This window comes from Photobacterium toruni, from assembly GCF_024529955.1.
In the GTDB taxonomy this organism is placed as follows: domain Bacteria; phylum Pseudomonadota; class Gammaproteobacteria; order Enterobacterales; family Vibrionaceae; genus Photobacterium; species Photobacterium toruni.
Genome location: NZ_AP024854.1, coordinates 1590726 through 1614429 on the forward strand (window position 1 = coordinate 1590726; position 23704 = coordinate 1614429).

At 36.0% G+C, this 23704-nt stretch carries 28 protein-coding genes; 14 read left to right on the forward strand and 14 right to left on the reverse strand.

The features are described 5' to 3' along the window. Nucleotides 1–13: 13 nt before the first annotated feature. From kwaB to OC457_RS07535, 7 genes are all read right to left on the reverse strand, one after another. Nucleotides 14–991: an anti-phage protein KwaB gene (kwaB, locus tag OC457_RS07505; RefSeq protein WP_235867018.1), complete on the reverse strand. Its 978-nt coding sequence runs from the start codon at nucleotides 989–991 to the stop codon at nucleotides 14–16. Further along, nucleotides 988–1602 (reverse strand): anti-phage protein KwaA, encoded by a 615-nt coding sequence (gene kwaA, locus OC457_RS07510; RefSeq protein WP_080176603.1) that lies wholly within the window; start codon nucleotides 1600–1602, stop codon nucleotides 988–990. Before kwaA ends, kwaB begins: the two co-directional genes overlap by 4 nt. 574 nt (nucleotides 1603–2176) lie before the next feature. After that, nucleotides 2177–2761 (reverse strand): hypothetical protein, encoded by a 585-nt coding sequence (locus OC457_RS07515; RefSeq protein WP_080176604.1) that lies wholly within the window; start codon nucleotides 2759–2761, stop codon nucleotides 2177–2179. Beyond that, nucleotides 2758–3483, reverse strand: a complete 726-nt coding sequence (locus tag OC457_RS07520; RefSeq protein WP_262054049.1) for an ATP-binding protein — start codon at nucleotides 3481–3483, stop codon at nucleotides 2758–2760. Before OC457_RS07520 ends, OC457_RS07515 begins: the two co-directional genes overlap by 4 nt. Further along, nucleotides 3480–4358 carry a hypothetical protein gene (locus OC457_RS07525; RefSeq protein ID WP_262054050.1) on the reverse strand — a complete coding sequence of 293 codons (879 nt, stop codon included), beginning with the start codon at nucleotides 4356–4358 and terminating at the stop codon, nucleotides 3480–3482. The genes OC457_RS07520 and OC457_RS07525 overlap by 4 nt, the downstream gene beginning before the upstream one ends. 47 nt (nucleotides 4359–4405) lie before the next feature. After that, on the reverse strand, nucleotides 4406–4975 hold the full coding sequence (locus tag OC457_RS07530) for a toxin YdaT family protein (RefSeq protein ID WP_060999128.1): 570 nt from the start codon (nucleotides 4973–4975) through the stop codon (nucleotides 4406–4408). Nucleotides 4976–5049: 74 nt separating this feature from the next. Continuing rightward, entirely contained in the window at nucleotides 5050–5250 is a 201-nt protein-coding gene (locus OC457_RS07535) for a hypothetical protein (RefSeq protein WP_080176398.1), read from the reverse strand. 90 nt (nucleotides 5251–5340) lie between these two features. Between OC457_RS07535 and OC457_RS07540 the strand changes: the two genes are divergently transcribed. From OC457_RS07540 to OC457_RS07560, 5 genes are all read left to right on the forward strand, one after another. Further along, nucleotides 5341–6030 carry a LexA family protein gene (locus OC457_RS07540; RefSeq protein ID WP_159447890.1) on the forward strand — a complete coding sequence of 230 codons (690 nt, stop codon included), beginning with the start codon at nucleotides 5341–5343 and terminating at the stop codon, nucleotides 6028–6030. A gap of 239 nt (nucleotides 6031–6269) precedes the next feature. Beyond that, the gene (locus OC457_RS07545) at nucleotides 6270–6470 is read left to right on the forward strand and encodes a hypothetical protein (protein ID WP_080176396.1); all 201 of its coding nucleotides are present in this window, start codon (nucleotides 6270–6272) and stop codon (nucleotides 6468–6470) included. Nucleotides 6471–6483: 13 nt separating this feature from the next. After that, nucleotides 6484–6867, forward strand: a complete 384-nt coding sequence (locus tag OC457_RS07550; RefSeq protein WP_080176395.1) for a hypothetical protein — start codon at nucleotides 6484–6486, stop codon at nucleotides 6865–6867. Between the two features lie 10 nt (nucleotides 6868–6877). Continuing rightward, nucleotides 6878–7219: a helix-turn-helix transcriptional regulator gene (locus OC457_RS07555; RefSeq protein WP_080176394.1), complete on the forward strand. Its 342-nt coding sequence runs from the start codon at nucleotides 6878–6880 to the stop codon at nucleotides 7217–7219. 64 nt (nucleotides 7220–7283) lie between these two features. Beyond that, nucleotides 7284–7580 (forward strand): hypothetical protein, encoded by a 297-nt coding sequence (locus OC457_RS07560; RefSeq protein WP_080176393.1) that lies wholly within the window; start codon nucleotides 7284–7286, stop codon nucleotides 7578–7580. 186 nt (nucleotides 7581–7766) lie between these two features. Here the strand turns inward: OC457_RS07560 and OC457_RS07565 are convergent, their stop codons facing one another. Together OC457_RS07565 and OC457_RS07570 are read right to left on the reverse strand one after the other, a co-directional pair. After that, complete coding sequence (locus OC457_RS07565) at nucleotides 7767–10532, reverse strand: NACHT domain-containing protein (protein ID WP_080176392.1); 2766 nt, start codon at nucleotides 10530–10532, stop codon at nucleotides 7767–7769. A 90-nt stretch (nucleotides 10533–10622) separates the two neighbouring features. Next, a complete protein-coding gene (locus OC457_RS07570) occupies nucleotides 10623–11795 on the reverse strand; it encodes a tyrosine-type recombinase/integrase (RefSeq protein WP_080176391.1) in 1173 nt (390 codons plus the stop codon). A gap of 179 nt (nucleotides 11796–11974) precedes the next feature. On the opposite strand from OC457_RS07570, the gene sbcB reads away from it, so the two are divergent. The 7 genes from sbcB to purT all read left to right on the forward strand — a co-directional run bounded on the left by sbcB (nucleotide 11975) and on the right by purT (nucleotide 18679). Next, nucleotides 11975–13396: an exodeoxyribonuclease I gene (gene sbcB / locus OC457_RS07575; protein ID WP_080176390.1), complete on the forward strand. Its 1422-nt coding sequence runs from the start codon at nucleotides 11975–11977 to the stop codon at nucleotides 13394–13396. A 159-nt stretch (nucleotides 13397–13555) separates the two neighbouring features. Next, nucleotides 13556–14062: a hypothetical protein gene (locus OC457_RS07580; RefSeq protein ID WP_256382836.1), complete on the forward strand. Its 507-nt coding sequence runs from the start codon at nucleotides 13556–13558 to the stop codon at nucleotides 14060–14062. A 138-nt stretch (nucleotides 14063–14200) separates the two neighbouring features. Beyond that, a complete protein-coding gene (locus OC457_RS07585; RefSeq protein WP_080176388.1) occupies nucleotides 14201–14545 on the forward strand; it encodes a CidA/LrgA family protein in 345 nt (114 codons plus the stop codon). After that, nucleotides 14542–15228, forward strand: coding sequence for a CidB/LrgB family autolysis modulator (locus OC457_RS07590; RefSeq protein WP_080176387.1), 687 nt, complete (start codon nucleotides 14542–14544; stop codon nucleotides 15226–15228). Before OC457_RS07585 ends, OC457_RS07590 begins: the two co-directional genes overlap by 4 nt. Nucleotides 15229–15443: 215 nt before the next feature. Further along, on the forward strand, nucleotides 15444–16331 hold the full coding sequence (gene cdd / locus OC457_RS07595) for a cytidine deaminase (RefSeq protein WP_080176386.1): 888 nt from the start codon (nucleotides 15444–15446) through the stop codon (nucleotides 16329–16331). Nucleotides 16332–16463: 132 nt separating this feature from the next. Beyond that, nucleotides 16464–17339 (forward strand): DMT family transporter, encoded by an 876-nt coding sequence (locus OC457_RS07600; protein ID WP_080176401.1) that lies wholly within the window; start codon nucleotides 16464–16466, stop codon nucleotides 17337–17339. A 164-nt stretch (nucleotides 17340–17503) separates the two neighbouring features. Continuing rightward, nucleotides 17504–18679: a formate-dependent phosphoribosylglycinamide formyltransferase gene (gene purT / locus OC457_RS07605; protein WP_080176385.1), complete on the forward strand. Its 1176-nt coding sequence runs from the start codon at nucleotides 17504–17506 to the stop codon at nucleotides 18677–18679. Nucleotides 18680–18755: 76 nt separating this feature from the next. On the opposite strand, the gene OC457_RS07610 is transcribed toward purT, so the two are convergent. Further along, nucleotides 18756–19394 (reverse strand): thiopurine S-methyltransferase, encoded by a 639-nt coding sequence (locus OC457_RS07610; protein WP_080176384.1) that lies wholly within the window; start codon nucleotides 19392–19394, stop codon nucleotides 18756–18758. Nucleotides 19395–19701: 307 nt separating this feature from the next. After that, entirely contained in the window at nucleotides 19702–19995 is a 294-nt protein-coding gene (locus tag OC457_RS07615) for a hypothetical protein (protein ID WP_005367981.1), read from the reverse strand. Nucleotides 19996–20232: 237 nt separating this feature from the next. Between OC457_RS07615 and OC457_RS07620 the strand changes: the two genes are divergently transcribed. After that, entirely contained in the window at nucleotides 20233–20640 is a 408-nt protein-coding gene (locus tag OC457_RS07620; protein WP_080176383.1) for a nitrous oxide-stimulated promoter family protein, read from the forward strand. A gap of 112 nt (nucleotides 20641–20752) precedes the next feature. Here OC457_RS07620 and OC457_RS07625 read toward each other — a convergent pair whose 3' ends face one another. Together OC457_RS07625 and OC457_RS07630 are read right to left on the reverse strand one after the other, a co-directional pair. Then, nucleotides 20753–21121 (reverse strand): spore gernimation protein, encoded by a 369-nt coding sequence (locus OC457_RS07625; RefSeq protein ID WP_080176382.1) that lies wholly within the window; start codon nucleotides 21119–21121, stop codon nucleotides 20753–20755. A 74-nt stretch (nucleotides 21122–21195) separates the two neighbouring features. Continuing rightward, nucleotides 21196–21885, reverse strand: a complete 690-nt coding sequence (locus tag OC457_RS07630) for a pseudouridine synthase (RefSeq protein ID WP_080176400.1) — start codon at nucleotides 21883–21885, stop codon at nucleotides 21196–21198. A 342-nt stretch (nucleotides 21886–22227) separates the two neighbouring features. On the opposite strand from OC457_RS07630, the gene OC457_RS07635 reads away from it, so the two are divergent. Then, a complete protein-coding gene (locus tag OC457_RS07635) occupies nucleotides 22228–23001 on the forward strand; it encodes a class I SAM-dependent DNA methyltransferase (protein WP_080176381.1) in 774 nt (257 codons plus the stop codon). A 100-nt stretch (nucleotides 23002–23101) separates the two neighbouring features. Here the strand turns inward: OC457_RS07635 and hpf are convergent, their stop codons facing one another. Next, nucleotides 23102–23491, reverse strand: a complete 390-nt coding sequence (gene hpf, locus OC457_RS07640) for a ribosome hibernation-promoting factor, HPF/YfiA family (RefSeq protein WP_080176380.1) — start codon at nucleotides 23489–23491, stop codon at nucleotides 23102–23104. Nucleotides 23492–23704: the final 213 nt, after the last annotated feature.

Sequence of the window (23704 nt, forward strand, 5' to 3'; positions counted from 1 at the left end):
AGTCAATTAATATCTAAGCATTCACTAAATCTTTACTTCTTGCTAGATAATGTCTATTTGTCAATTCCGATTTAAGAAAATCATCATCTAATAATTCTAAGAATTTCTTGCATTTACCAATACTATCTAATTTGAAACTTAAGCGATCATCTGCAGCTTTTAAATGAGATGAATAGTATTCTCTCTTTTCTACAAACTCTACAATGTCTTGATTCGGTATTTTTTCTCTAATAACAACTGAATTTTTGTATGCTTTTACTACTTTCCGCGCAAAAGCCGTTTCCGCATCAATCCGTTCATTAAATTTAGTTGGATCTTCAATTAAGCCTAATGCTACGATTTTTGCAGCGTAATTTTTAGCTCGACTATGAATAACTTTTTTAAAATGTAAACTATTTTCAAAAACCTTTACATTCTCAACGAAAAAATCATCTTTAATTTGCATAAAAACAAAGTTAGCATTAATTTTCAAAACATCACATTCTAATTTAACTACTCTTGTTTTATGTGTAGTTAAATTCAATAAGCCTTTATCTGGACCTAAAAGAGACACAGGAAATACATGCTGAAAGAAAGCTATTGAAAAATCAGTTTTAGAGTTTGTCAGTACTACAATACTTGATTTAATATTATTTAATTTGTCATTTTTAACCTTATACAATTCGACAGGTTTAGTAATGTCAAATTTTAGCGCTTGTTCTGTTAAACCGAATTCAAATGGCTTGTCTGCTTCATCAAAATCATATTGAAATAATGAATTATCCCTTTCATCATAATTTGATAGTTTAATTAAACTAAAATTATCACTTTCTGTGTACTTATTTCTTAGACTCTTACAAAAACTTTCTCTAAAATTCTCTAAAGCATTATTGTCGATATCTGAGTCTTTAATTTCATTAGCATCATTAACAAAATAAACTTTAACTCCATCACAATTATCAACAAAATCAGCAAAAGAATCTTTAAATACTACCATCTCTAACCATCTCATATTTTCTTAGCAAAAAAAACATTATCAGATATTAATTTATATCTAATAGACGTATTCGGTTCAATAATATCTTTCGATATAATTATTACTGATTCATAAATTCTATTTTGATCAGATAAATTTGCCTTATATAACTTAAATCCAAATAAAGCTAATGTTGGATTAGCATAATACTTGTCTGTTCTAACAAAAATAAATCCAATAACAATCAATAACACAAAATAAGCTAATAATTTTTGAGGTTCGTTAAATGTAAAACCAAAAAAAGGAATTATATAAGTAGCCAAAAATGTTAAATGCTCATAATCTTCACTTTTGACTTCGCAAACACGAATAGATGCTCCAGCACCACCACTCAACATATAATTAAAATCTTTTTTAATCTTTACACATACAATTAATAAGATAACCATTAGACTTGGAAGTAGATTACATTTAATTAAAGCCTTGAGATATTCAAAATAATTTTCAAAGCAAACTAATGTTTTACTATTAGAAAAATCACATATAGGAAATGATTCTTTAGGTATTTTAAATGTCATAATAATAACAATAAAAAAAAGAATAGCTAAAGATAATATATATAGTTTTACTTTTTCTATATTTTTCATCTTATTTCTACCTAGTTAATCTAACATTAAATCCCTATAATATGCAGTATAATGCATTATATGAGGGAGTTTTGTCTACAAAAAAATAAATGCGCTTACATTTATCGAATGAATTATAGACAATAATAGTTCTAATATTGGAAAGATAGATTATCATTGTGATAACTATCACGTTTCAACGTCATGCTTTACAAAAGATTGTTACAAATAATAAACACTAGGATACACAATAAAACAACTAGTTAAATCATCTTGTAACACCGCCATCATCTTTAAAGGTTCTATATTCATCTACTTAATTAATAACTATTACTAAAAAATTTCTTATCCTAAAAAAAATATAACGTTAATAAACACAAAAACAATGTAATAAATATAATCTAAACAAAAACCACACACTAGCAAAACTTAAACTATTTATTACATAAATAAAAAAGTATTACTTCACTTGTAATACTTTTTTTAAATAATTATTTTACATGTCAAAATATAAACTAATCATTATAATTAATGAAAGTTTTAATTTAAAAAACAAATAATATAAGTTACATATCTATTTATAAAGAACTCTTTATTATATAAACTCAACAACCTCCATTTCTATCTGTTCTTCCATCGCCCTTACAGCCGTGTCCCTATTCTTAACTAACCATAGAACTAATAAATTCAAAATAGTGTTATAACTTTTAAACCGACTATACGTAACAGGCAGAACTTGAGCAAAATAAGAAAAACGAGTTTCCTGTGTCCATTCAATACGTCCGTTTTTACAGCATTGACATTTACGTTGATGGCTACACTTTGAAAGCACTTTTCCTGCGCCATTACACTCTGGACATACTTGCCCATTCAGTTGAGTCGCTTCAGCAATTGCCGTCGCACATAACGCTGTTAACGCCTTTTCAGGGTAAACCCCGCGCCAATCTTCCATTAATCGTAATGTTTCACCCCTAGTCGCTATTTGTAGCTGTTTAAGTGCATGAACATCTCTTAGCCCTTCAACAAACAGTACCAACCACCCTACTGGCGATTCATGCCAACATAGCCCCACTACCGCCAATTGTTCTTCTGCAGACAATAACGCTTTACCACCACCAGACTGAGGATCGTAATTAATCCCTTTAATCGCAAATTTACTCAATAGGGTTTCGATTCTCATGCTGATTGTGTTCCTTTGTTAATTCTAAAACTTGACCAATTAAACGTTACCCACTTACCGTCTTCCATAATGCGGTCGACAGCTGCGCGGCCTAAGGTTGTTATAAGTTCATCACTCTGAAGGTTGGTAATCACCCCTGTTGGTTTTTCTAGGGTATAACGTTCATCAATGATGCGGTTTATCATTACTCGCTCGTTATTGCTGTTGTGCTGAACGCCCAATTCATCTATCACCAGCAAATCGACATTACTCAGAAAACGAATCAGTGCTGTTTCACTGGTCGCTGAGTCTTGACGGTAAGTATCACGAAATTTAAGCATCAATTCGGCAACGGTGATCACCACGACAGATCGGCGTTGCTGAAGTGCTTGATTGGCAATCGCACACGCTAAGTGGTTTTTACCTGTACCTGATGTACCCGCAAAGATAAAACCACCACACGCACGATCATTCAGTAAATTATCGACAAACGTTTTTGATTCATTAAACGCATGTTGCTGGCCTGCATTCTGAATCACGAAGTTATCAAAGCTGCAGTGTTGGTGACGCTTCTTGATACCTGAGCGCCCTAATGCTTTTGACACTCGCGTTTGTTGGTTTTGCTCATAAAGATTCTTAGCGACCACATCGGCTTCACGCTGACGGATGGCTTGCATTTGCTCGTACGTGTATGGCTTCACATGGGCTGGCATGGTTTGCGCTAAACGTTGCATGATGTTCATCGATAATCCTCCGGTGGACCATATTTGCCATCGCTGGCACCCATTCGTTGTGTGGCTGAGATTTGTTTGTTAGTACGCTCTGCTGCCCACTTGTTGGCATTGCGCATGCCATTACGCCAAGCAGCTACCCAATCTAAATATTTACAATCACGGGCTTTCATCGCATCTGCCCACTGACACGTTGCCGCTTGTGCATCGACTGTAAAACCTTGTGCTGAGTACCACTGCTGCATCGACTCGGTGATGGTGAAATCATCTGCCAGTTCAGTTTTCAATTTGCGCTGAACACGAACTGGCTTGGTGTTACGTTCCTGTGGTGCTGGTTGTGATTGCTCAGTGATTTGAGAATCTTGATAAGCATCCTTGCAAGGGACTACAGGGTTATTGATCTGTTTTATCGGATCTGTATTGGATCTGTTAATGGATTCGGTAATTTTCCCGTTTCCTAGGTTTCGGTGAGATCCCCGAATGGATTCGGTAATATTCCCGTTTCCATTCGGTAAATTTACCGAATCGGAATATTGACTAAAAAAAATGATTTCCATTAGCTTTGATTCATTGAATTTGTAGTGCACTGTCGGTACACCATTTGCCTTCTTACGGGCTGTTTCTAGGCAATCATTTAAACGTGTTTTTAGCTTCTTCAATGCATAGCGAACTTGGTCGACAGAGAAGCCTAATTCATCCGCCAATTGCTCATGACGCTTATAGAACCAACCATCTGTTCTGGTTGTACGACCTGACCAAAACACTAACTGAGATAGCACTGCAGCTTGGTTTAAATCACCGTTACAAAAACGAATGTAAACACGCGGAATACTGATATTAGCTTCGTTACCTGATAGCTCGCGTATTGCGTTAAATAACCCTGACATACCGCCCCCGTACCTGTATTGATGTAATATTGATAGCTTGATAACAATTATTCATGGCTGCCAACCTTGTGGTTTTTAGCTGTCATTAAGGTTTCTAAATACCCCAGTAAAGGTTTATGAGAGCCTTCACTTTCTTGTACTTCACGGTAAGCAGCACGAAGCTGTTCTACGGTGGCGTTATCAGGTAGCAACAATAACGATGACAATGCTTCGGATGACTCTTTGTTAAACATCGCCAGTAGCTGATCACGTTTAGGTGTTTCACTCCCCGTTCCTATTACTGCTACGGAAAACCCAAGTGGATTTAAAAACGCATTGAGCGCATCAGAAGCTCGCTGTTTAGGTAAGGCAACCAAAATAGCCGGTAACAAATCCATCATGGTGGCTTTGGCTTCAATACTGGTTCGTTCTAAATAACGGAAAAAGTTTTGTTGGTTGTTCTTATCATCAGCCCCTACCGGTTTAAGCAATTGCTTGCGTTGTGCATCAACTTCAAACGGTAAATCCATGTTGTGATATTGACGGGCAACTTTTTGAGCAATGAACTCTTTACTGACTTCAGTACGCCATCCCTCAACAGCGTTACGCATAACGCTTTTTAGGCTCTGAATTGACATGCGGGTTTTCCTTAACTGTATAAATAACCAGAATGACTAAACTCATCCAATATTTTCATTCGTATATATAATTACTAATGAATAAAAAAATCAGGTCGTAACTTATGCTTATCAATAATGCCTTCAGTGGCATCATGTAGCTTTTTCGCTAATACGATTCCTGCAACATGCCGTCCATTGGCAACATGCCGCAGGTAAGAAACTTTAGAGTTAACGACTTGAGCTAATTCTTTTTTTTCAGTAGATGAAAGTGATTTCCAATAATCTATAAACATAAAATGTACCTCCTAGGTACATAATACGCTCACAAAAATGTACAGTCAACGTCATGTACAATGAATGTACATATGTTTATTGTAGAACTTATGAAAAAAGTAGAAGAAATACGCCTAGAGAACGCCCGTTACCTATCAAAGTTGATTGGGGGTAATGCTGTGTTTGCTGATAAATTAGATCGTTCCGCAACTCAAATCAGCAGAATCATAGGTAAAAGACCAACAACAAACATTGGTTCAAAAATGGCTCGTCATATTGAAGAGTGTTTTGGAAAACAAAGTGGTTGGTTAGATACAGATCATCAATGGGATAGTGATGAAATTGGATTAGATACTCAGCCTACAGTTGATAATTCACATAATTTAAATATCTTACCTATAACTCATACTCGTGAAGTTCCTATTCTCTCTTGGGTTCAAGCTGGTGCATTTTGCTATTCAGAAACGCAAATCTTACCTTATGATTGTGAAACTATTCTTTGCCCTAACAAGCATGCATCCAGTAAAACATTCGCTTTAAGGGTTGTTGGAGACTCAATGACGGCACCTTTTGGACGAAGCTATCCAGAAGGCACTATTATTTTTGTTGATCCAGAAAAACAAGCAGAACCAGGTAATCGTGTTATCGCTTGTACAGCAAAAGGTCATACCTTCAAACAACTAGCAATAAATGAATTTAATGAACTTTATCTCAAACCATTAAATCCATCGCACCAACCAATAATGGAAGAAGGCATCCAAATTTGTGGTGTTGTTATTGGTAGCTATACCCCAGAATAATGGTAAACATTCAATAACTCATTTATTGAATATCATGTCTAGCATTCGTCCTATCTTATAAAATACTCAATAATTCCCCACTCCCTATAATAAATATCTTAGACATACATGCTATAGGGAGTTTTTATCCCAAACACCAAAATGAACTTGCAAAGTACATAAATCAGATGTACTTTATATGTACACCAACAGTACATTTAATCCACCTTTGCAATCTCTATATGTGTGTAAGGATAATTATGGCATCTCAATTTCATACCTCTCAAGGTTCAGTAAAACTCATGAAATCACGTAATAGTGATTGGCAAGAATGTTGGGAATTGTTGATCATTCCAAATCCAACAACTGGTTGGGGTGTCTCAAAATCTTATCCACTTGAAACCAACATCACCCAAGAACTTGTCGAGCAATTTGCTCATGAAGCTATTCACTTTCTATAACGTATCTCGATTTATGACTACCAATGATAAAAAACGTGAACAAGCACGTAAACGCGCTCAACGTTTAAGAGATAAACGCAAAACCAATGGCGTGACCAGTTTCCCTCTTCCATTAAATAATATGGAGATCGAACGGCTAAATGAGATCTGTAAATTCTTCTCTTATCCCAATACACCTTGTGATAACGCTGAAGCATTACAACTAATGATCCATCGTATTCATGGTGAGATGGAACAAATCAAACAATCACTAGGTACTTGCCAACATTGTGGTGAGTCATTACCGGAAGGATGTGCAAAATTAAAGGCAGGAGGCTTATTTAAAGGTGATGCCCGTTGCTGGCACACCATGAATCGGGTTCGTCTTTCTAATTTTGTTAGTACAACATGCGAATAAGGAATCAAACATGTTCGATTACAACAGCTACCCTACTGTAAACATCTCATATACCACAGAAAACAGCTTAAAAGTGACACCGTCACATTATAAAAGTAAACAACAAAAGCAACTACCAGATTCACCGCCACCAGCAAAAACTTATGCTGAACTTAATGAGCAATCAACGCATCTTTTAATTAGTCACGTTGAAGTTTTAGAGATGTTTCAAATCACAAGTCGAGCAACCATTTATAAGTGGCGACAAACACGCGGCTTCCCTGAACCAATTACATTGATGCCATTACGTTGGTTACGTTCTGCTGTTGAAGAATGGAAAGATAATACCAGTCGGTTTGGAAAGCGGTTTTAGAAGCAAAGCGATCTTGGTGAGAGATCGCTTTGTTTGTTTTGGTAATAACAATCAGGGATAAATTATGGCAAGTATTAACTATGAGCATTCATTAGATGAAAAAATCTTAGTTATTTATGAACACGATTCCTTCGATGATATTCAAGAAGCATTATTAACGTGGTGTTGCCATCAATATATAAATTGCACATTCAAAGTTTATTTTAATAACTACAGCCATGAGTTAATTCATATTGGATTTGTAAAACTCAGCTATACGACACTAATGCTAAATATGTCATTCAGCACTTCACTGTTGATCATGAAGAACTATCTAATCAATGGGACGCGGTTAAGTTTTATCAATACCTATGTAGATTAAAATCTGAATCAGATTTTTCAAGGACTATAAATATTCAGGTTTAATAAGCCAATTACATTATCGTTAATAGTGTCTTCCGTTGAGGAATATAATATAAATTAGTTCGGAAATTGTTTTTAAAAGCAAAGCGATCTTGATAAGAGAGCGCTTTGTTTTAACAATAGATAATATAATTAAAAATAATAATTATACCGACATCCAGTTAGATTCATTATTATGAAAATAATCAGTATTGTAATCTTCATAGTCATAATAATCATTATCATATAGATAACTTAAATCTTTTTTAAGATGATCTAAAAGTGATGTCATATTTTTTTTCTTGATGGGGCTTAAAACATTAGACATTGCATATAATGTTGTAAATGCGTCAACTGGAATTAATTTAGAACCTCTAGTAAGATCTTCAATTATTGATTCTATATCATCTAAATTCTGAGCATATAAACTAAATGCTCCTCGCCACCAATCTTTAGTAATAATTGAACCAAAATCAATAGATCTATTTTCTTTCAACTCTAATGATGCTAGATGCTCTTGGAATCTAAAGTGTCCAAAAGATAATTCACCAGATACCTTATCTCTAACCAAAACAGCACATGGATCTTCTAATTCTCTTACACAATTTTTTATCAGAGTGGTTGTATATTTTGATCCAACTTTATTTATAATTTTTTTTATGGCATCATCTTCTTTTATATTACGAATACCATCAAAATGCATCGCCCATGCTAAATTTTTAGCACAAACTAATAATTCATCACTACCCTGAATTTGTCGCCTAATATTCTTATTTGCATCATATTTTCCAAGTAAAAGACTCAAACGCTCACTATAAATTTCAGATTCATTTGTAGGAGCCTTAATTCCTCTTTCGACTAATGAGCAAAGAATTGTAGCAACTAAAGGAGTTAATAGATTATCATGAAGTACTGTTCCTGAAATATCATTCCATAATTTAATTCCTTCAGAAGCACCATTAAACCAACCAAGAATAAAGTTTTTTAACTGCTGATGAGTAAATGGTAATAATGTAATGCCTAAGAAATTTATTTCTTTTAAATAACTGACACAATCTCTACTCGAAATAATCCATTGAGTGTCTTGATGCCTGTTTTTAAATTTATTCATAGCATCTAAAACAATAGGATATTCAGTAACTATTTCATCAAGGCCATCAAAAATAAGAACAACACCTTTTTCTAAATATTGTTTTATTCTATTTATTGTATCTATATTTACATCGAACCCATAAGATATAAGTATAATTGAATATATGACTTTATCTAGTTCTTCTTGTGTTGTATTTTTATTTTTCCTTTTTTCTATTCCTAAAGATGATAATTTTTGAATTACTCGATTTAAACTACAAAATATTACCTTTTTCTTATTAATGTTCTCTTCATAATATTTAAAAAACATTTCAAGTGTTGTTGTTTTTCCAACACCGGCACCTCCATAAATAGCAATATCTTTACCAGTATAGAATACATCATGTGCTGATATTGAAACTCTATCAGAGCAATTATCCAATTTTTTCAATTCAACAATCGAACTGAGTAAAGATTCTTTCGTATAAATACATTCAAAGAACTTAAGACTAATTTCTACAGAATCAAGTAATCGTCGTATTTCTGCCATATTGGGACGATCATCACTATTAAGTGATTTTACACAATGTCCATATTGGTCTACTCGTTCTGAAATTTCATTCTCTAGATCAAAAGACCTTATAGATATATCATAATAAGGTTCTGTAATAATATTCTTCTCTAGCGAATCCACATAAAAACACTGTTCTTTTATTATTTTAATATGTTTCCTAAAAAAAGAAAAAGTTTTTATAAACAAGTCTGTTGTTGTCTTATCTAAATAAAGATAATCAATGTCATAATGTTTCAACTTTACTTCTAATTTTTTATTTTTTAAATTTAAACGAATATCTTTTAATTCATCTGTTATTTTATCAAGATGATCATGATTAAATCTTGATTGTTTACGTTTTTCAATATCTAATCGTTCAAGTAACATTGAAGCATTAGTATCAAATTCTTCAATGATAAAAGATAAATTGTCAAATGCTGAAATATAGGCAGTCTGATTTAACCTGTTACTATCTGATATATAACTAATATAATGATTATTATATTTATCTTCTATATCTTTTAAATCATCTTTAAAAATATCAAATCCAATTAAATCTATAATTTTTTTTCTTTCGTCTTTAATTAAACTCCATTGCTCACTACCTGAAATATTAAGACTTTCTGTTGTAACATTAACTTTATATGTAACAAGAATTCTACTATCAATTGATCCAACAAAAAAAGATAAATCACTATAAAATTTACTAATATCTATAGAATCACGTACAGAACAAAGTGCTCCTAATAATTCATGATTTCTATCAATTGTATTTTCACCTTTCGGATTGGCTATTTTATCTTCAAATGGTTCTAATTTTTCTAATATTGAAGGACAATATTCTTCAATATGTCTCAATATTTCAACACAATCGTAAAATTCTAACCAACCTTTATAATCATCACCACACAACTCATCTTCTAATTCTTCTAAAAAACGCTGTGTCAGCTTATTTGGTATAGCTATGTAAACATAATCAGGTTTTATTTTCTTACCACAACCTTTAGTAAAGCCTTTTGATCGAGCCTGTTTTATCTGCCGACAAAGCCTCGATAACTCATTTAGACATAGTGATTTCTTCTTATCTAATTTTTTTGTTTGAATATATAATATATATTCACTTTTCTTAGGTGGTGGCAAAATAGACGTAGCAATTAAATCCCTTCCACGCTCACTAGGACCACCATGGAATTCTACTCGATCATAATTCATAGACTTAAATAGAGGTAGAAGAATCTCTTTTGTAAAAATATCCTCTTTTAATTCTTGCATCGCTAAATAATATTTTTCTTTTTGTGTATTATCCATAGCCAACACCATATTAAATATAATATATCTATAATTTTAACCAACTATATAAATAGAGTCTATTTATATAAAAATCGTGAGATAAAAAAATTAGTATAATGGCTTCAAATAACTATCCAGTTTCTCCGCATACAACTCATACCCTTCTAACTGGTCTTTTAGCCAATCATGTTTGTTATAAACAGCTAATACCCCGCCAAGCTCATGGCCTAGCATTTTCTCAACCACATGCGGCATTACACCCAATTCTGATGCTCCAGTGGATAGTGAACGTCTAAAATCATGGGTACGCCAATCTTCAATGGGTAGACCATCTCTAATACGGCGGATATAACGGTTAGCTGCTGAAATAGTTATCGGCTTATCTAGATCACCACCTGGGAAAAGCACATCATCATAAGTTGCCATTACCCTTTCGAGTATCGCCCTTGCTTTAGTTGGAATTGGGCGTCTTATTGGTGTATTGGTTTTACTAAGCTCTTTCGGTACCGTCCATATACCCGCTTCCATATCAAAGTGGCTCCGACGCGCAAGGCGTAACTCTGAAAGACGACTACCCCACAACATAGTTAATTGATGCAACGCCTTATTGGATGAGCTGGCGCGGCTGCGTTCGATGGCCAACCAAATCATGCTGAGTTCTGAAAACGTTGGTACTCGGGTTCCTACTTCTGGTGCTTTACCTACGTGTTGTCGTTTAATACGGTCTAAGTCTGTTTTTTCAATAATGAACTTACTCTTACAGAAATTTAAACAGGCTCTTAGCTTGGTAAATAGTGAATTAGCGGTTTTGGGTTTATCAAGGCTAATAGTATCTAACCATTGCATCCACTCTCTAGCTGGAATGGTTTCGACATTACGTTCAGGGAACGCACCAATAAGGTAATTCTTAGCAAAAGAGCGATAAAGTGCCTGAGTACCCACTTTTAATTGAGGAACATAATGCTTTAGCCAGTACGCGACACAATCATCTAAAGTGATAAATTCAAGCTCGCCCGTTAAAGCAATGTTGGGATTTCGACCAGATTCTCTCAATTCCATCATTAATTTATGCTTTCGCCTTGCCTCTTTAAGGCTAGTTACGGGATACTTACCTATACGAATTCTTAGGCTTTTTTTATTAAAGCGGCAACGGTAATCAAAATAGATTTTAGCTTGCGGTGTAATGCGGACAACGAGCCCTTCACCATCACTAATTTCAGCTTTACCGTCATAAGTGTCTTGCTTTGATATAAGATTAAGTTGTCGGTCTGTCAGGCTCATTACGCTATTCCTTTAAATTAGGACACAGGCTCAGATTTAGGGACACACATTAGGACACAAATGCAAATCCCACACTGAATTCAATTGGAATTAACTACTGTATATACACACAGTATATCACGAAAAGCCATAGTTATAACAATTACTTAATACAACACACATGGCTTCTGGAAAATACTATGAACAAGAAAAACGAGCCAACACTATACTGGATTGATTACGAAACCTTTGGTGCCAGTCCAGCAAATGATCGCCCTTGCCAGTTTGCAGGGGTGCGTACCGATATGGAGATGAACATTATCGGTGAGCCTTTGGTGATCTATTGTAAGCCACCAGCCGATTACCTTCCCTCTCCTGAGGCCTGTTTGATTACAGGTATTACGCCACAAGAAGCAATGGAGAAAGGTTTATCTGAGCCTGAGTTTATTGCTCAAATTCATGCTGAACTATCAAAGCCTAATACCTGTGTCATTGGTTATAACAACGTCCGCTTTGATGATGAAGTGACGCGGTATACGTTATACCGTAACTTTTATGACCCTTATGGCTGGGCGTGGCAAAATGGTAACTCTCGTTGGGATTTACTCGATATCATGCGTACTTGTTATGCATTGCGTCCTGATGGGCTTAACTGGCCGACAGATGATGAAGGTCGTCCGAGCTTTAAGCTTGAGAAGCTCTCTATCGCTAATGGGATTGAACACGCGAATGCCCATGATGCCATGGCAGATGTGTACGCTACTATTGAGCTGGCGAAGATTTTAAAGCAAAACCAACCTAAACTATTTGATTACTTATTTGAGTTACGCCATAAACGCAAGTTACAAGAGTTAATCGATATTGTTGATCTGACTCCTATTGTGCATGTATCAGGTATGTTCGGTACTGAGTGCGGCAATACCAGCTGGATTGTGCCGATGGCTTGGCACCCTGACAATAAAAATGCGGTGATCTGCATTAACCTTGCTCAAGATCCAACGCCTTTGATTGAGCTAAATGCTGATCAACTGCGTGAACGTTTATACACTAAGCGTATCGATCTTGGTCCTGATGAGTTACCCGTCCCGATTAAAGAAGTGCATTTAAATAAGTGTCCGGTGCTTGCGCCTGCAAAAACCCTTAAAGCTGAAGATGCGGCACGATTAGGGATTGATCGCGAATTATGTCTTAAACATTTAGCACTATTAAAGCAGCACCCAGAAGTTCGTGCGAAGTTACTTGAAATGTTTAGTGTTAAACGTGAATACGCTAATAGCGGCAACGTTGATACCATGCTTTATGATGGTTTCTTCTCTACCGCTGATCGTTCTACGATGGATATTATTCGTGAAACGGCAGTTGATTCATTGGCAACCTTGGAAATCAATGTCGATGACGAGCGTATTAAGCCGCTATTGTTCCGCTATCGTGCGCGTAACTACCCTCTAACGCTTACCTATCAAGAACAACAACGTTGGAAACATCATTGCCAAGATTTCTTTGAAGAGAACATGCAAAAATACATGGAAAACTTTGAAGCGGCAGCACTTGATTGTCAATCTAATGAAAACAAAATGAAGATCATGAAGTCGCTATATGACTACATTAGCAAATTAGTGTAATTCATAACGCTACAAACATAATGTTATAAGCTCATCATATTCATTTATGGTGAGCTTTTTTATTATAAATAAGACCCGTTATTTGATGATTGTCGTAATTCCGTCAACACTTAATGCTATCGAGTGAGGTTGTATTCGAATAGTTTACAAATAGGTGGCATGATGACGACCAAAACAGCAATAAAATGTTATCGATTTGAAGGTATTGATTTTATTCCTGAAAACAGATTACTTCGATGGCATGACAATCAACAAACCCTATTAACTGATGACGAATCTCGTTTTTTAGCCTCGCTTTGTTATCTTGCTGGTGAAGTTGTCAGTATAGAATCGGTATATCGTTATACCTTTACCTACCCCAATGCATACGAAGATAGCAGCGATCATCATTATGATCTTAATATTTTATTACTCTCGCTATCTAAAAAATTACTTCGTAATGGAAAAATGGCAATACCTATCTATATTATTCCTAGCTATGGCTTTCGCGTGTCATTACCAAACACGGCAGCAGTACGTAATGAAATGCCTAAACTAAAAAAAGTGCTTCCGTGGAAAAATATTACCCAAAATCATTCAAAAAAACCTTTTCTTATGATGATAAATTTAAATTATGCAATCATTTTTGCTATCGTAATAATTACATTAACGCTACTGGTTAATTGATATTAGTTAACAACTAAGCATCATTAGTGCTTGTTTTATCAACGAAAACAAATATAGTTCATTACTCGTGAAAAATTAGTGTGACAATTGTCATGGTAATTTGTATGATGAATGAAACATTTAAGAGTTATTGTCCACATGAATTACATCCGCTCATTTGCCATCGTTATGGTTTGTTTCTTTTTAGGACAAGCTATTCAGCATTTTTCTAGGTTACCTGTTCCTGGCAGTATTATTGGTTTATTTATCCTTTTTATTGGCCTTGTTACTGGTGTTTGCCGTGCTGAATGGGTTGAAAGTACCTGCAATTTATTAATTAAACACATGGCGCTACTATTTGTGCCTGTTGGTGTCGGTTTAATGAATTACTTAGGTATCATTGAAAATAACGCTGCCATTATTTTTGCAAGTACACTTGGTAGTACCACTATTGTATTAATTGTGATCGGTTTAGCTGTACACCATAAGGAGAAAAATTCATGATTTGGTTAGTGGCAACTTTAGTCTGTTTTTATTCTGCGCGTTATTTAGCAATGAAAATCAAAAATCCTTTTTTCAACCCTCTTTTAATAACGCTTATTGTCATGATTGTGGCATTAAGATGGTTGGCAGTACCTTACCAAACCTATTTTGCTCAAAATGAAGTGATTAACTATTTATTAGGTCCTGCTGTTGTCGCGTTAGCTTTTCCTTTATATCAACAAATTGGGCTAATTCGCAGTAAGTGGAAAACGATTTTAACCTCTTGTTTTGTTGGTAGCGTATTATCAATGACCTTTGGTACTGCAATTGCTTTTTCTATGGGTGCTGATGCGCAACTTGCAGCCAGTATTTTACCTAAATCGATCACTACGCCACTCGCAATGGCTGCTTCTCAACAAATTGGTGGTATTCCTGCGATCACTTCTGCCATGGTTATTATTGTTGGTTTATTTGGTGCGGTATTAGGCTATCCGATCATGAAACTATTTCGTGTAAAGCACCCATTAGCAAAAGGCTTATCCATTGGTACGGTCTCACATGCATTAGGTACCGCTAAAGCTGTAGAAGAAGATTACCAAGAAGGTGCGTTTAGTTCGTTAGCATTGGTTATTTGTGGAATCATGACAACCCTATTGGCTCCACTGATGTTCCCTCTCTTATTACGTATTTTTGGGCATGCTTAACAGCAGTAAATACAGGTGAACAAAAAACAATCTAAATGGTCAAATATCAATAAGTTATTGAAATAATATCTTGTTAGTTTCAGAAACAAGTGTGACGCCACTCTCAATAATGTAATAGGTGCAATGGCAAAACAAATAATGTGATCAAGATCACTCTTAGAGTATGGAGATTCACATAGAATGTTTTGCCATAAACAATGAAGGAGTAACACCCAATGTACGCACGTGTTATAAAAGCATTAAGCTTATTACCTGCAGAATTGGCGTCAGCTTTAGAGCCTATTATTGAAGCTTCAGATTTCGATTCAACTATCAGTCCTGAGCAATTTGAATTTTTATTATCAACAACTCAGATGACAGACACTGAACTTCGCTTGGCTCTCCTTCCTATTGCTGCTTCTTATGCTGTAGTCCCTATTTCTAATTTCTATGTCGGTGCGATTGTTCGTGGCACATCAGGTCGCCTTTATTTTGGTGCCAACATGGAATTTGAAAACGCAAGTATGGCTTGTACTATTCATGCTGAACAATCTGCTATTAGCCACGCATGGATCAAAGGTGAAGTTGGCATTAAAGATGTCACTATTAATTACAGCCCTTGCGGTCACTGTCGTCAGTTCATGAATGAATTAACATCGGCTAATGACATGATTATCCAACTCCCTCAACGCGAACCAATGACCTTGCAACAATACTTACCTGATTCATTTGGTCCTTTAGATTTAGGGATTAAAGACGGTCTATTAAGTGATTTTGATAATGGCATTTGTATTGAAGAAAGCTCTGAATTGGCAATTAGTGCTTGTAAAGCGGCTAACCGTTCACATGCACCTTACTCGAAAAATTTCAGCGGTGTAGCATTAAAAGCACAAGATGGTCGTATCTTTGAGGGAATGTATGCAGAAAATGCAGCTTTCAACCCAAGTTTACCGCCATTACAAGTCGCATTAATTAATATGAATATGTCTAACTATTCATTAGCTGAAATTGCAGAAGCGGCATTAGTAGAAAGTGCTGAGAGTAAGATCAGCCAATTAGCGCGTACACAAGCATTATTAGAAGCACTGAACCCTGACATTCAGCTTACATATGTTGCTTATTAAGTCAGCAATTAATTATAAAAGACAAAAGAGACCGCCTTACTGGCGGTTTTTTATTATCTAAACTTGAACAATGTTGGCTATCAAACATCAAAAGCGTATCATCTTGCCACCTCATTATTAGAAGCAATGACAATGTCTCAAACTCATAATCCTTTGCGGGGCGCAGCATGGATGCTTACGGCAGGGCTAGCGTTTGCCGTAGTAAACAGCTTAGCTCAATACCTTAGTATCAAAATGCATGTTCCTTCGACCTCTGTGGCGTTGATCCAATACTTTATTGCATTAATCGCAATGCTGCCTTGGTTACGCACGTTAGGTATTCGTCAATCGCTTAAAACTAATCACTTTTGGTTACACTGCTTACGGGTGTTTTTTGCGGTTATTGGTATTCAATTATGGTTATGGGCATTAGCCTACCCTGTTCCTATTTGGCAAGGTATTGCATTGCTAATGATTTCCCCTTTGTTTGCCACTATTGGCTCTGGGTTAATTCTAAAAGAAACAGTCGGTAAGGCGCGTTGGCTGGCAACCTTAGGTGGTTTTGTTGGCGCGATGATCATCTTAGAACCATGGTCTGAAGATTTTAACATTGCAACATTGTTACCGGTGGGAGCGGCCTTTTTCTGGGCGGCGTATTCATTGATGGTGAAGAAGCAATCTCGCCATGAATCACCAACAACAATTGTAATGTACCTACTTATTTTAATGACGCCATTTAACCTTATTCTAGCTGCCCCTGATTTTACGATGCCAACAGTGAGCTTTAGCTGGTGGTTATTACTTCTTGCAGGTTTATTAACTGGACTGGCACAATGGGCAATTGCAAAGGCTTATGCTGTGGCTGATGCTTCTTTTGTACAACCGTTTGACCATGCAAAATTACCACTTAACGTATTAGGTGGTTGGTTAGTCTTTGGCTGGACACCACCGGGTAGATTATGGCTGGGGGCTGGAATTATTATTCTCTCGGTTGCCTTTATTACCCATTGGGAAAACCGAAAAAAATAACTGTTTAAACCGCTTATGATAAGCGGTTTTTTTTTACTTTATGTTTTTATAGTCTCTTATTTCCCATTAAATTCCCGCACAAAGCAAACGATTGCGTAAACATAAAAATAAGGTATTATTAGCGACAGATTTCACCTTTAAATGATAAATCGTAAGGAATTTCAATGTTTGGTACAGCTACTTGTTCTGATGCAACCCGTGTATTACTGCTTGGCTCTGGTGAGCTTGGTAAAGAAGTTGCTATTGAGTGTCAGCGTCTTGGGCTTGAAGTAATTGCTGTTGATCGTTATGAGAATGCCCCAGCAATGCAGGTTGCCCATCGTAGCCATGTGATTGATATGTTAGATGGTGATGCACTTAAACGTATTATTGCCCTTGAAAAACCTCATTTTGTTGTGCCTGAAATTGAAGCAATTGCAACTGATACCCTTGTTGAACTGGAAGGCCAAGGTGTCAATATTGTACCAACTGCTAACGCGACTAAACTAACTATGAACCGTGAAGGTATTCGTCGCCTAGCCGCTGAAGCCTTAGCCATTCCAACCTCCCCTTACGAATTTTCCGATCAATATGCAGATTTTGAAGCATCGGTACATCGCATTGGCATGCCATGTGTTGTTAAGCCAATCATGAGTTCATCCGGCAAAGGTCAAAGTGTGATTAAAACTGCCGCTGACATTGAATCTGCGTGGCAATATGCACAAGAAGGCGGACGTGCGGGTGCGGGTCGGGTCATTGTGGAAGGCTTTGTTGATTTTGACTATGAAATTACCCTACTGACTGTACGTGCAGTTGATGGTGTGCATTTTTGTGCGCCAATTGGTCACCGCCAACAAGATGGCGACTACCGTGAATCATGGCAGCCACAATACATGTCTGCTGCCGCTCTAAAAGCCGCTGAGGACGTTGCTAAGAAGGTTGTAAATGAATTAGGCGGTTATGGCCTCTTTGGCGTGGAATTGTTTGTTAAAGGCGATACAGTGCTGTTTAGCGAGGTATCTCCTCGCCCGCACGATACTGGAATGGTAACTCTAATCTCTCAAGAATTATCTGAATTTGCTCTACATGTTCGTGCTTTCTTAGGACTACCTATTGAACAAATTACCCACTATGGAGCATCAGCTTCTGCGGTTATTCTTGCTGACGGTATTTCTACCAATATTCGATTTGATAATTTAGCTGAGGCGCTCTCTCGTCCACAAACACAAATCAGACTATTTGGTAAGCCAGAAAGCAATGGTCGCCGCCGACTTGGGATTGCGCTTACGCGCCGTGATGACATTGATACAGCGGTAAGTGATGCCATTACTACAGCAGCCGAGGTGAAGGTCATTCTATAGCCTTAGCGGTGCAATAAAGACAACCAAGGCGTCACATGGACGCCTTGAGTTTTTCATCTATACGATGATCAGTCTATTAAACTTCAATTAACCATACTTCTTCAGCAAAACGCTCAACACCACGTTGACGGCGAGGATGAGTTGCATCAGCTTCATCGCGTTCTAATAGCGTGATTTTACACTTACTGAATAACGCTGCTATTTCAGCCTTTGGCACTGAAAACGGAGGACCATCCATTTGTGATTGCGGATAATCTAAAGTCACTAATAAAATACGCCCACCGGGTTTAATTAACTGCAATAAACGTTCAACATAACGTTCACGCATTGATTGTGGCATCGCGACTAATGCTGCACGATCATATATCACGTCAGCAGGTGCGACAGGAACAGTAAAATAATCACCCTGATAAATGGTTATTTCATCAAATGAATATACATGCTCACAGCCGATCCCTGTTACTAATGGTGTATACAAATTCTCTGCAAAAAAAGCTTTCACTGCGATATCACTTAGCTCAATACCAACCACATCGTTATGACGTGTAGCGAGCCATACTAAGTCTTCCGATTTACCACACATTGGCACTAATACGCGATCATCACGTTGAGCATTAACTTGTGGCCAATATTTTATTAGTAATGGATTAACATCGGTTAAGTGAAAACCAATACGATCTTCAGCCCAACGGCTATGCCAAAATTCAGCGTCCATGTATTACCTTCTTTCTTTATATATTTTTTATTTGGTGCTAGTTGACCATAAGTCACTATTGAGACTCAAGGGTTAAGTGCAGAAGACGTTGGAAAAAGGAAGTGCTGGAAGTGCTGGAGGTGAGGATAAACAAGGCAAACAAGGCAAACAAGGCAAACAAGGCAAACAAGGCACCTTATAATAATCAACAAAAAAGGGATGCCATAGCATCCCCTTTTTATTGACCACGCTGATAGCTAGATCAAAAATCTGTTTTTCAATTTTTCTATCGGAGAGTCATTGAATAACGATTGGAAGCCACTCAGGTTTATGAAATTCTGAATAGTTTAATCGAATCACGACGAACCGTTACACCACGGAAAGTTACTGGCTCTAACAACGTCATTAGTTGCTTAGAAACGAAAAACTTACCGCCATAGCTACGATCACCGCCACGATTAACCCAATCAGCAAATTCATCAGCCAGACTGAACATTGAGTTACCGACTAATAAAACTAGAACTTTAGCCACTTCGCTATCGTTCTGACGGTTAAACTCTGCGTCACGAACTTTCTTACGATATTCGTCGACAATTCTTTCAAGGCACTCAAATCTGCTCATATACACCACCATAAAAATCGAGGCGTGGATACTACTGCTCAACTCCCGTTAAATCAAGCCATCTCAGCATGTTTCTTGTGTTTAATCATTAAATTTTTCACTTCAATAACATTATTAACACTTATCACTCAAAAAAAGTGTCTTTCTGTTTATTTTTACTCTTTTGAAAAAGTTTATTTAAAATGCATCTTTGTAAGCGTTAGAATAATTCCTTTCCCTTACTGCGGGTAACAACCTATGAATAAAAAAGACGACTTTCACCTATTTGGTCAGCTTAATAGTGAATTTAGGACGATAACTGCAATGATTGATCTTTATTGCTTGAAAAATCACCAAATCAACCATAAAAATTTTCAACGTTGTGATAGCTGTGAGCAATTTAGCGTTTATGTAAAGCAACGTCTCGACCGATGCCCTTATGGTGAACAGAAACCAAGTTGCAAGCAGTGCCCGATTCATTGTTATAAACCACAACAAAAGATAAAATCACAAACAATCATGCGTTATTCAGGCCCTAAAATGCTAATTAAACATCCTATTATGGCTATCAAACACCTTATTCATGATAAACGTTCAATACCTGTGCTAAACAAAGAAATGACATCTAATTATAAAAAAAGGAAAGCGTTATTAAACAATGAATGATAAATGATGAATATAAATTGCAGACAGACGGCAGATGCAGTCCTTATAGAAATAAAGACTGCTTCAATAACAACATCACTGTTGTCTAGTTAGTTACTGAGTTATGTTTTAATTAGTTACGATAAAAATCAATAACTTCAATTTTTACTGGCGTATTCTTTTTTGTTAACTCAACGGTAAATTGATCTTCATCAACCACTTTAGCATCTTTAGCGCCTTCACCAACAACACTTACCCCTTCAATCTTGGTGTAAAGTTTAGTGTAATCATAGTGCATAGTAACCGTTACTTTCGTTGGTGCTGTGGTTGCTAATTCAAATGTACAGATACCTGTTGGACAAAACACATCAATATCATCGGGTGATGTAACTGATACAGTATCAACATTTTTAACAGGAGTCGCTGTAACAGTGGCCTCACTACACCCTGCTAATAGCATTGTTGCAGCTACCACAAGAAAACCTAATTGACTTTTTTTCACTGTTTTATCCTTATTTTATTTATATGCTGCAATATCTACTTTAAATAAATATATCACAGCATAAGTTGTCTTTATTATTGACCTAATGCCTTGATTTCATCAACCGTTAAATAACGCCATTGACCTTCACTAACATCTAAATTTATGCTGCCAATGCTCTCACGATGTAAACCCACAACTTTATTACCAATACTGGCAAACATACGTTTCACTTGATGAAATTTACCTTCAGTGATTGTTAATAGTACCTGTTTCTCATCGACAATAGTTAATATTGCAGGAGCAGTCAGCTGCGGTTCACCTTGTAAGTTAATGCCTTGCAAAAATAACTGTTTAGCGCTTGCATCAATAGGCTGACGAAGTTGAACTCGATACACTTTCGGACATAATTTATTAGGAGAAGTAATATTAAATGACCATCGACCATCATCTGTGATCAGCACTAACCCTGTTGTATCTGCATCGAGTCGCCCAACGATATGCAACTCTTGTGGACGTTCTATATCAATATAATTGAACAGTGACGGATAAACCTCGTCAATATTAGAACAAATAGTCTGGGCAGGTTTATGCATTAATAGATAACGAAATGGACGAGGATAAAGGCGTTCACCACTCAGTGCCACATTATTATTTTCGTGAACTTGAGCTGCAATATCAGTGATCACATTATTATTGACCTTAACATCACCGTCTTCAATATGGATAATAGCTTGTGCTTTCGTTAATGCTGTACTTTTACAAATAAACTTATCAAGACGCATAAAAACATCGCTATTTATAAAGCGATTATTATCCTTGTCCGTCAGTAATAAGCAACCACTAGGCTTATATTTATAAGCCATCAACTTATAACACTTACCCTAGCATCATCAATAAACGCTTTTATCTACCAATTAACCTCACAAATAGTAGTTATCTCAACGACCAATATTTGACACTAACTCATATCCTAAAAAGGAATTAAACGAGATCTGTCTCAATAATTTTATTAATTTGCTAAATATTGTTTGTCGCCGTTATAAAGCTAGGCTAATATCGCGCAACTTTGGTAATAGTACGATTACCATAACCAAGATAATCTCTTTATAATCATTAGGTTAACAATGTCTTATAACGCTTTATACACTGATTTGTCTGGCTACTATGATTTAATGTGTGCTGATATCGATTACCAAGAACAAAGTAATTGTATCCGTAGGCTCCACCAGCTATTTGGCAATCAAGGAACACGTTATCTTGATCTTGCTTGTGGTACTGGTCCTCATGTTGAACATTTTATTGGTTATGGTTATCAAGCAAGTGGCTTAGATATTAATCAGCCAATGCTAAATATTGCTCAGCAACGCTGCCCACAAGCAACATTTGTTCAGCACGATATGTGTAATTTTACTGTTGATGCACCATTAGATTTAATTACTTGTTTCTTATATTCACTGCATTACAACGCTAATATTGAAAAACTGATGCAATGTATTGAAAGTGCATATAATGCTTTAAGTGAAGATGGTGTTTTTTGTTTCAATGCCGTTGATAAAGATAAAATCGATAACAGCTCTTTTGTGCGCCACACAACTGAATTTGAAGACAGTCACTTTATGTTTCAATCAGGCTGGAATTACTGTGGCGAGGGTGAACATCAACAATTACAACTTCATATTGAAAAAACATCTGACAATGTAACGCAATCTTGGCGTGATAATCATCCAATGGTGGCAATCAACTTTGTTCAATTACAGCAGTTATTAGCACCGTTTTTTGATGTCACGATGTTTGAACATAGCTACGATAAGATAGTACCTTGGAATGGCTGTTCTGGTAATGCTATTTTTGTGTGTGTTAAAAAAGAAAATACGATTATCAATCAAAAAGCTGCATAAAAAAAAGCCTTGATCAACATCTTGATCAAGGCTCCATTTGCTTAACTTATAATAGTACTATAATACAGTGCTTTTATAACACGGTACGTTCAAGCCATTATTATTTTTCGTTTTCAGCAATTACTGCGTCAGCAGCAGCTTCTGCTGATGCTTCTTCTTCTTTCAGAAAACTTTCTTTATCACGTTCATTTAATTCAGAACGATGAGCCAATGGTTTTTCTTTTTTCTTAATAATTTGACGCTCTAAACGTGCAAATGCTGCATTTAGTGCATCGCTTAATTCTTTTTCATCAGCAGATGCTTCAATATCACCAACGCTAGTCTTAACCGCAATTTCGACAATAAATTGACGACCTGGTTCTAGCTTCATAAATACATTACGGCTATGAAAAGTTACTTGGAATTTATCAAATTTAGCAAACTCAGATTCAATATGAGCTTCCATGTAGTCAGGTAATTCAAAACCTTTAGCAGTTACTTTTAAAGTCATTTTTTCCACCAATAATTTATTAAGTTATTTATTGTTTGTGCTATTAAGATGAACCGAAATTAAAAAACAAAACGTGACAAAGATCACATTTTAAAATCATCGTAATTAACACTGCCTCTAATAATATTCATAAAATCAATTATAAAGGTCACAAATTAGATCAAAAAATACACAATAATAATATTTAAAGTTCATAAAAAACACTGTTTAAGT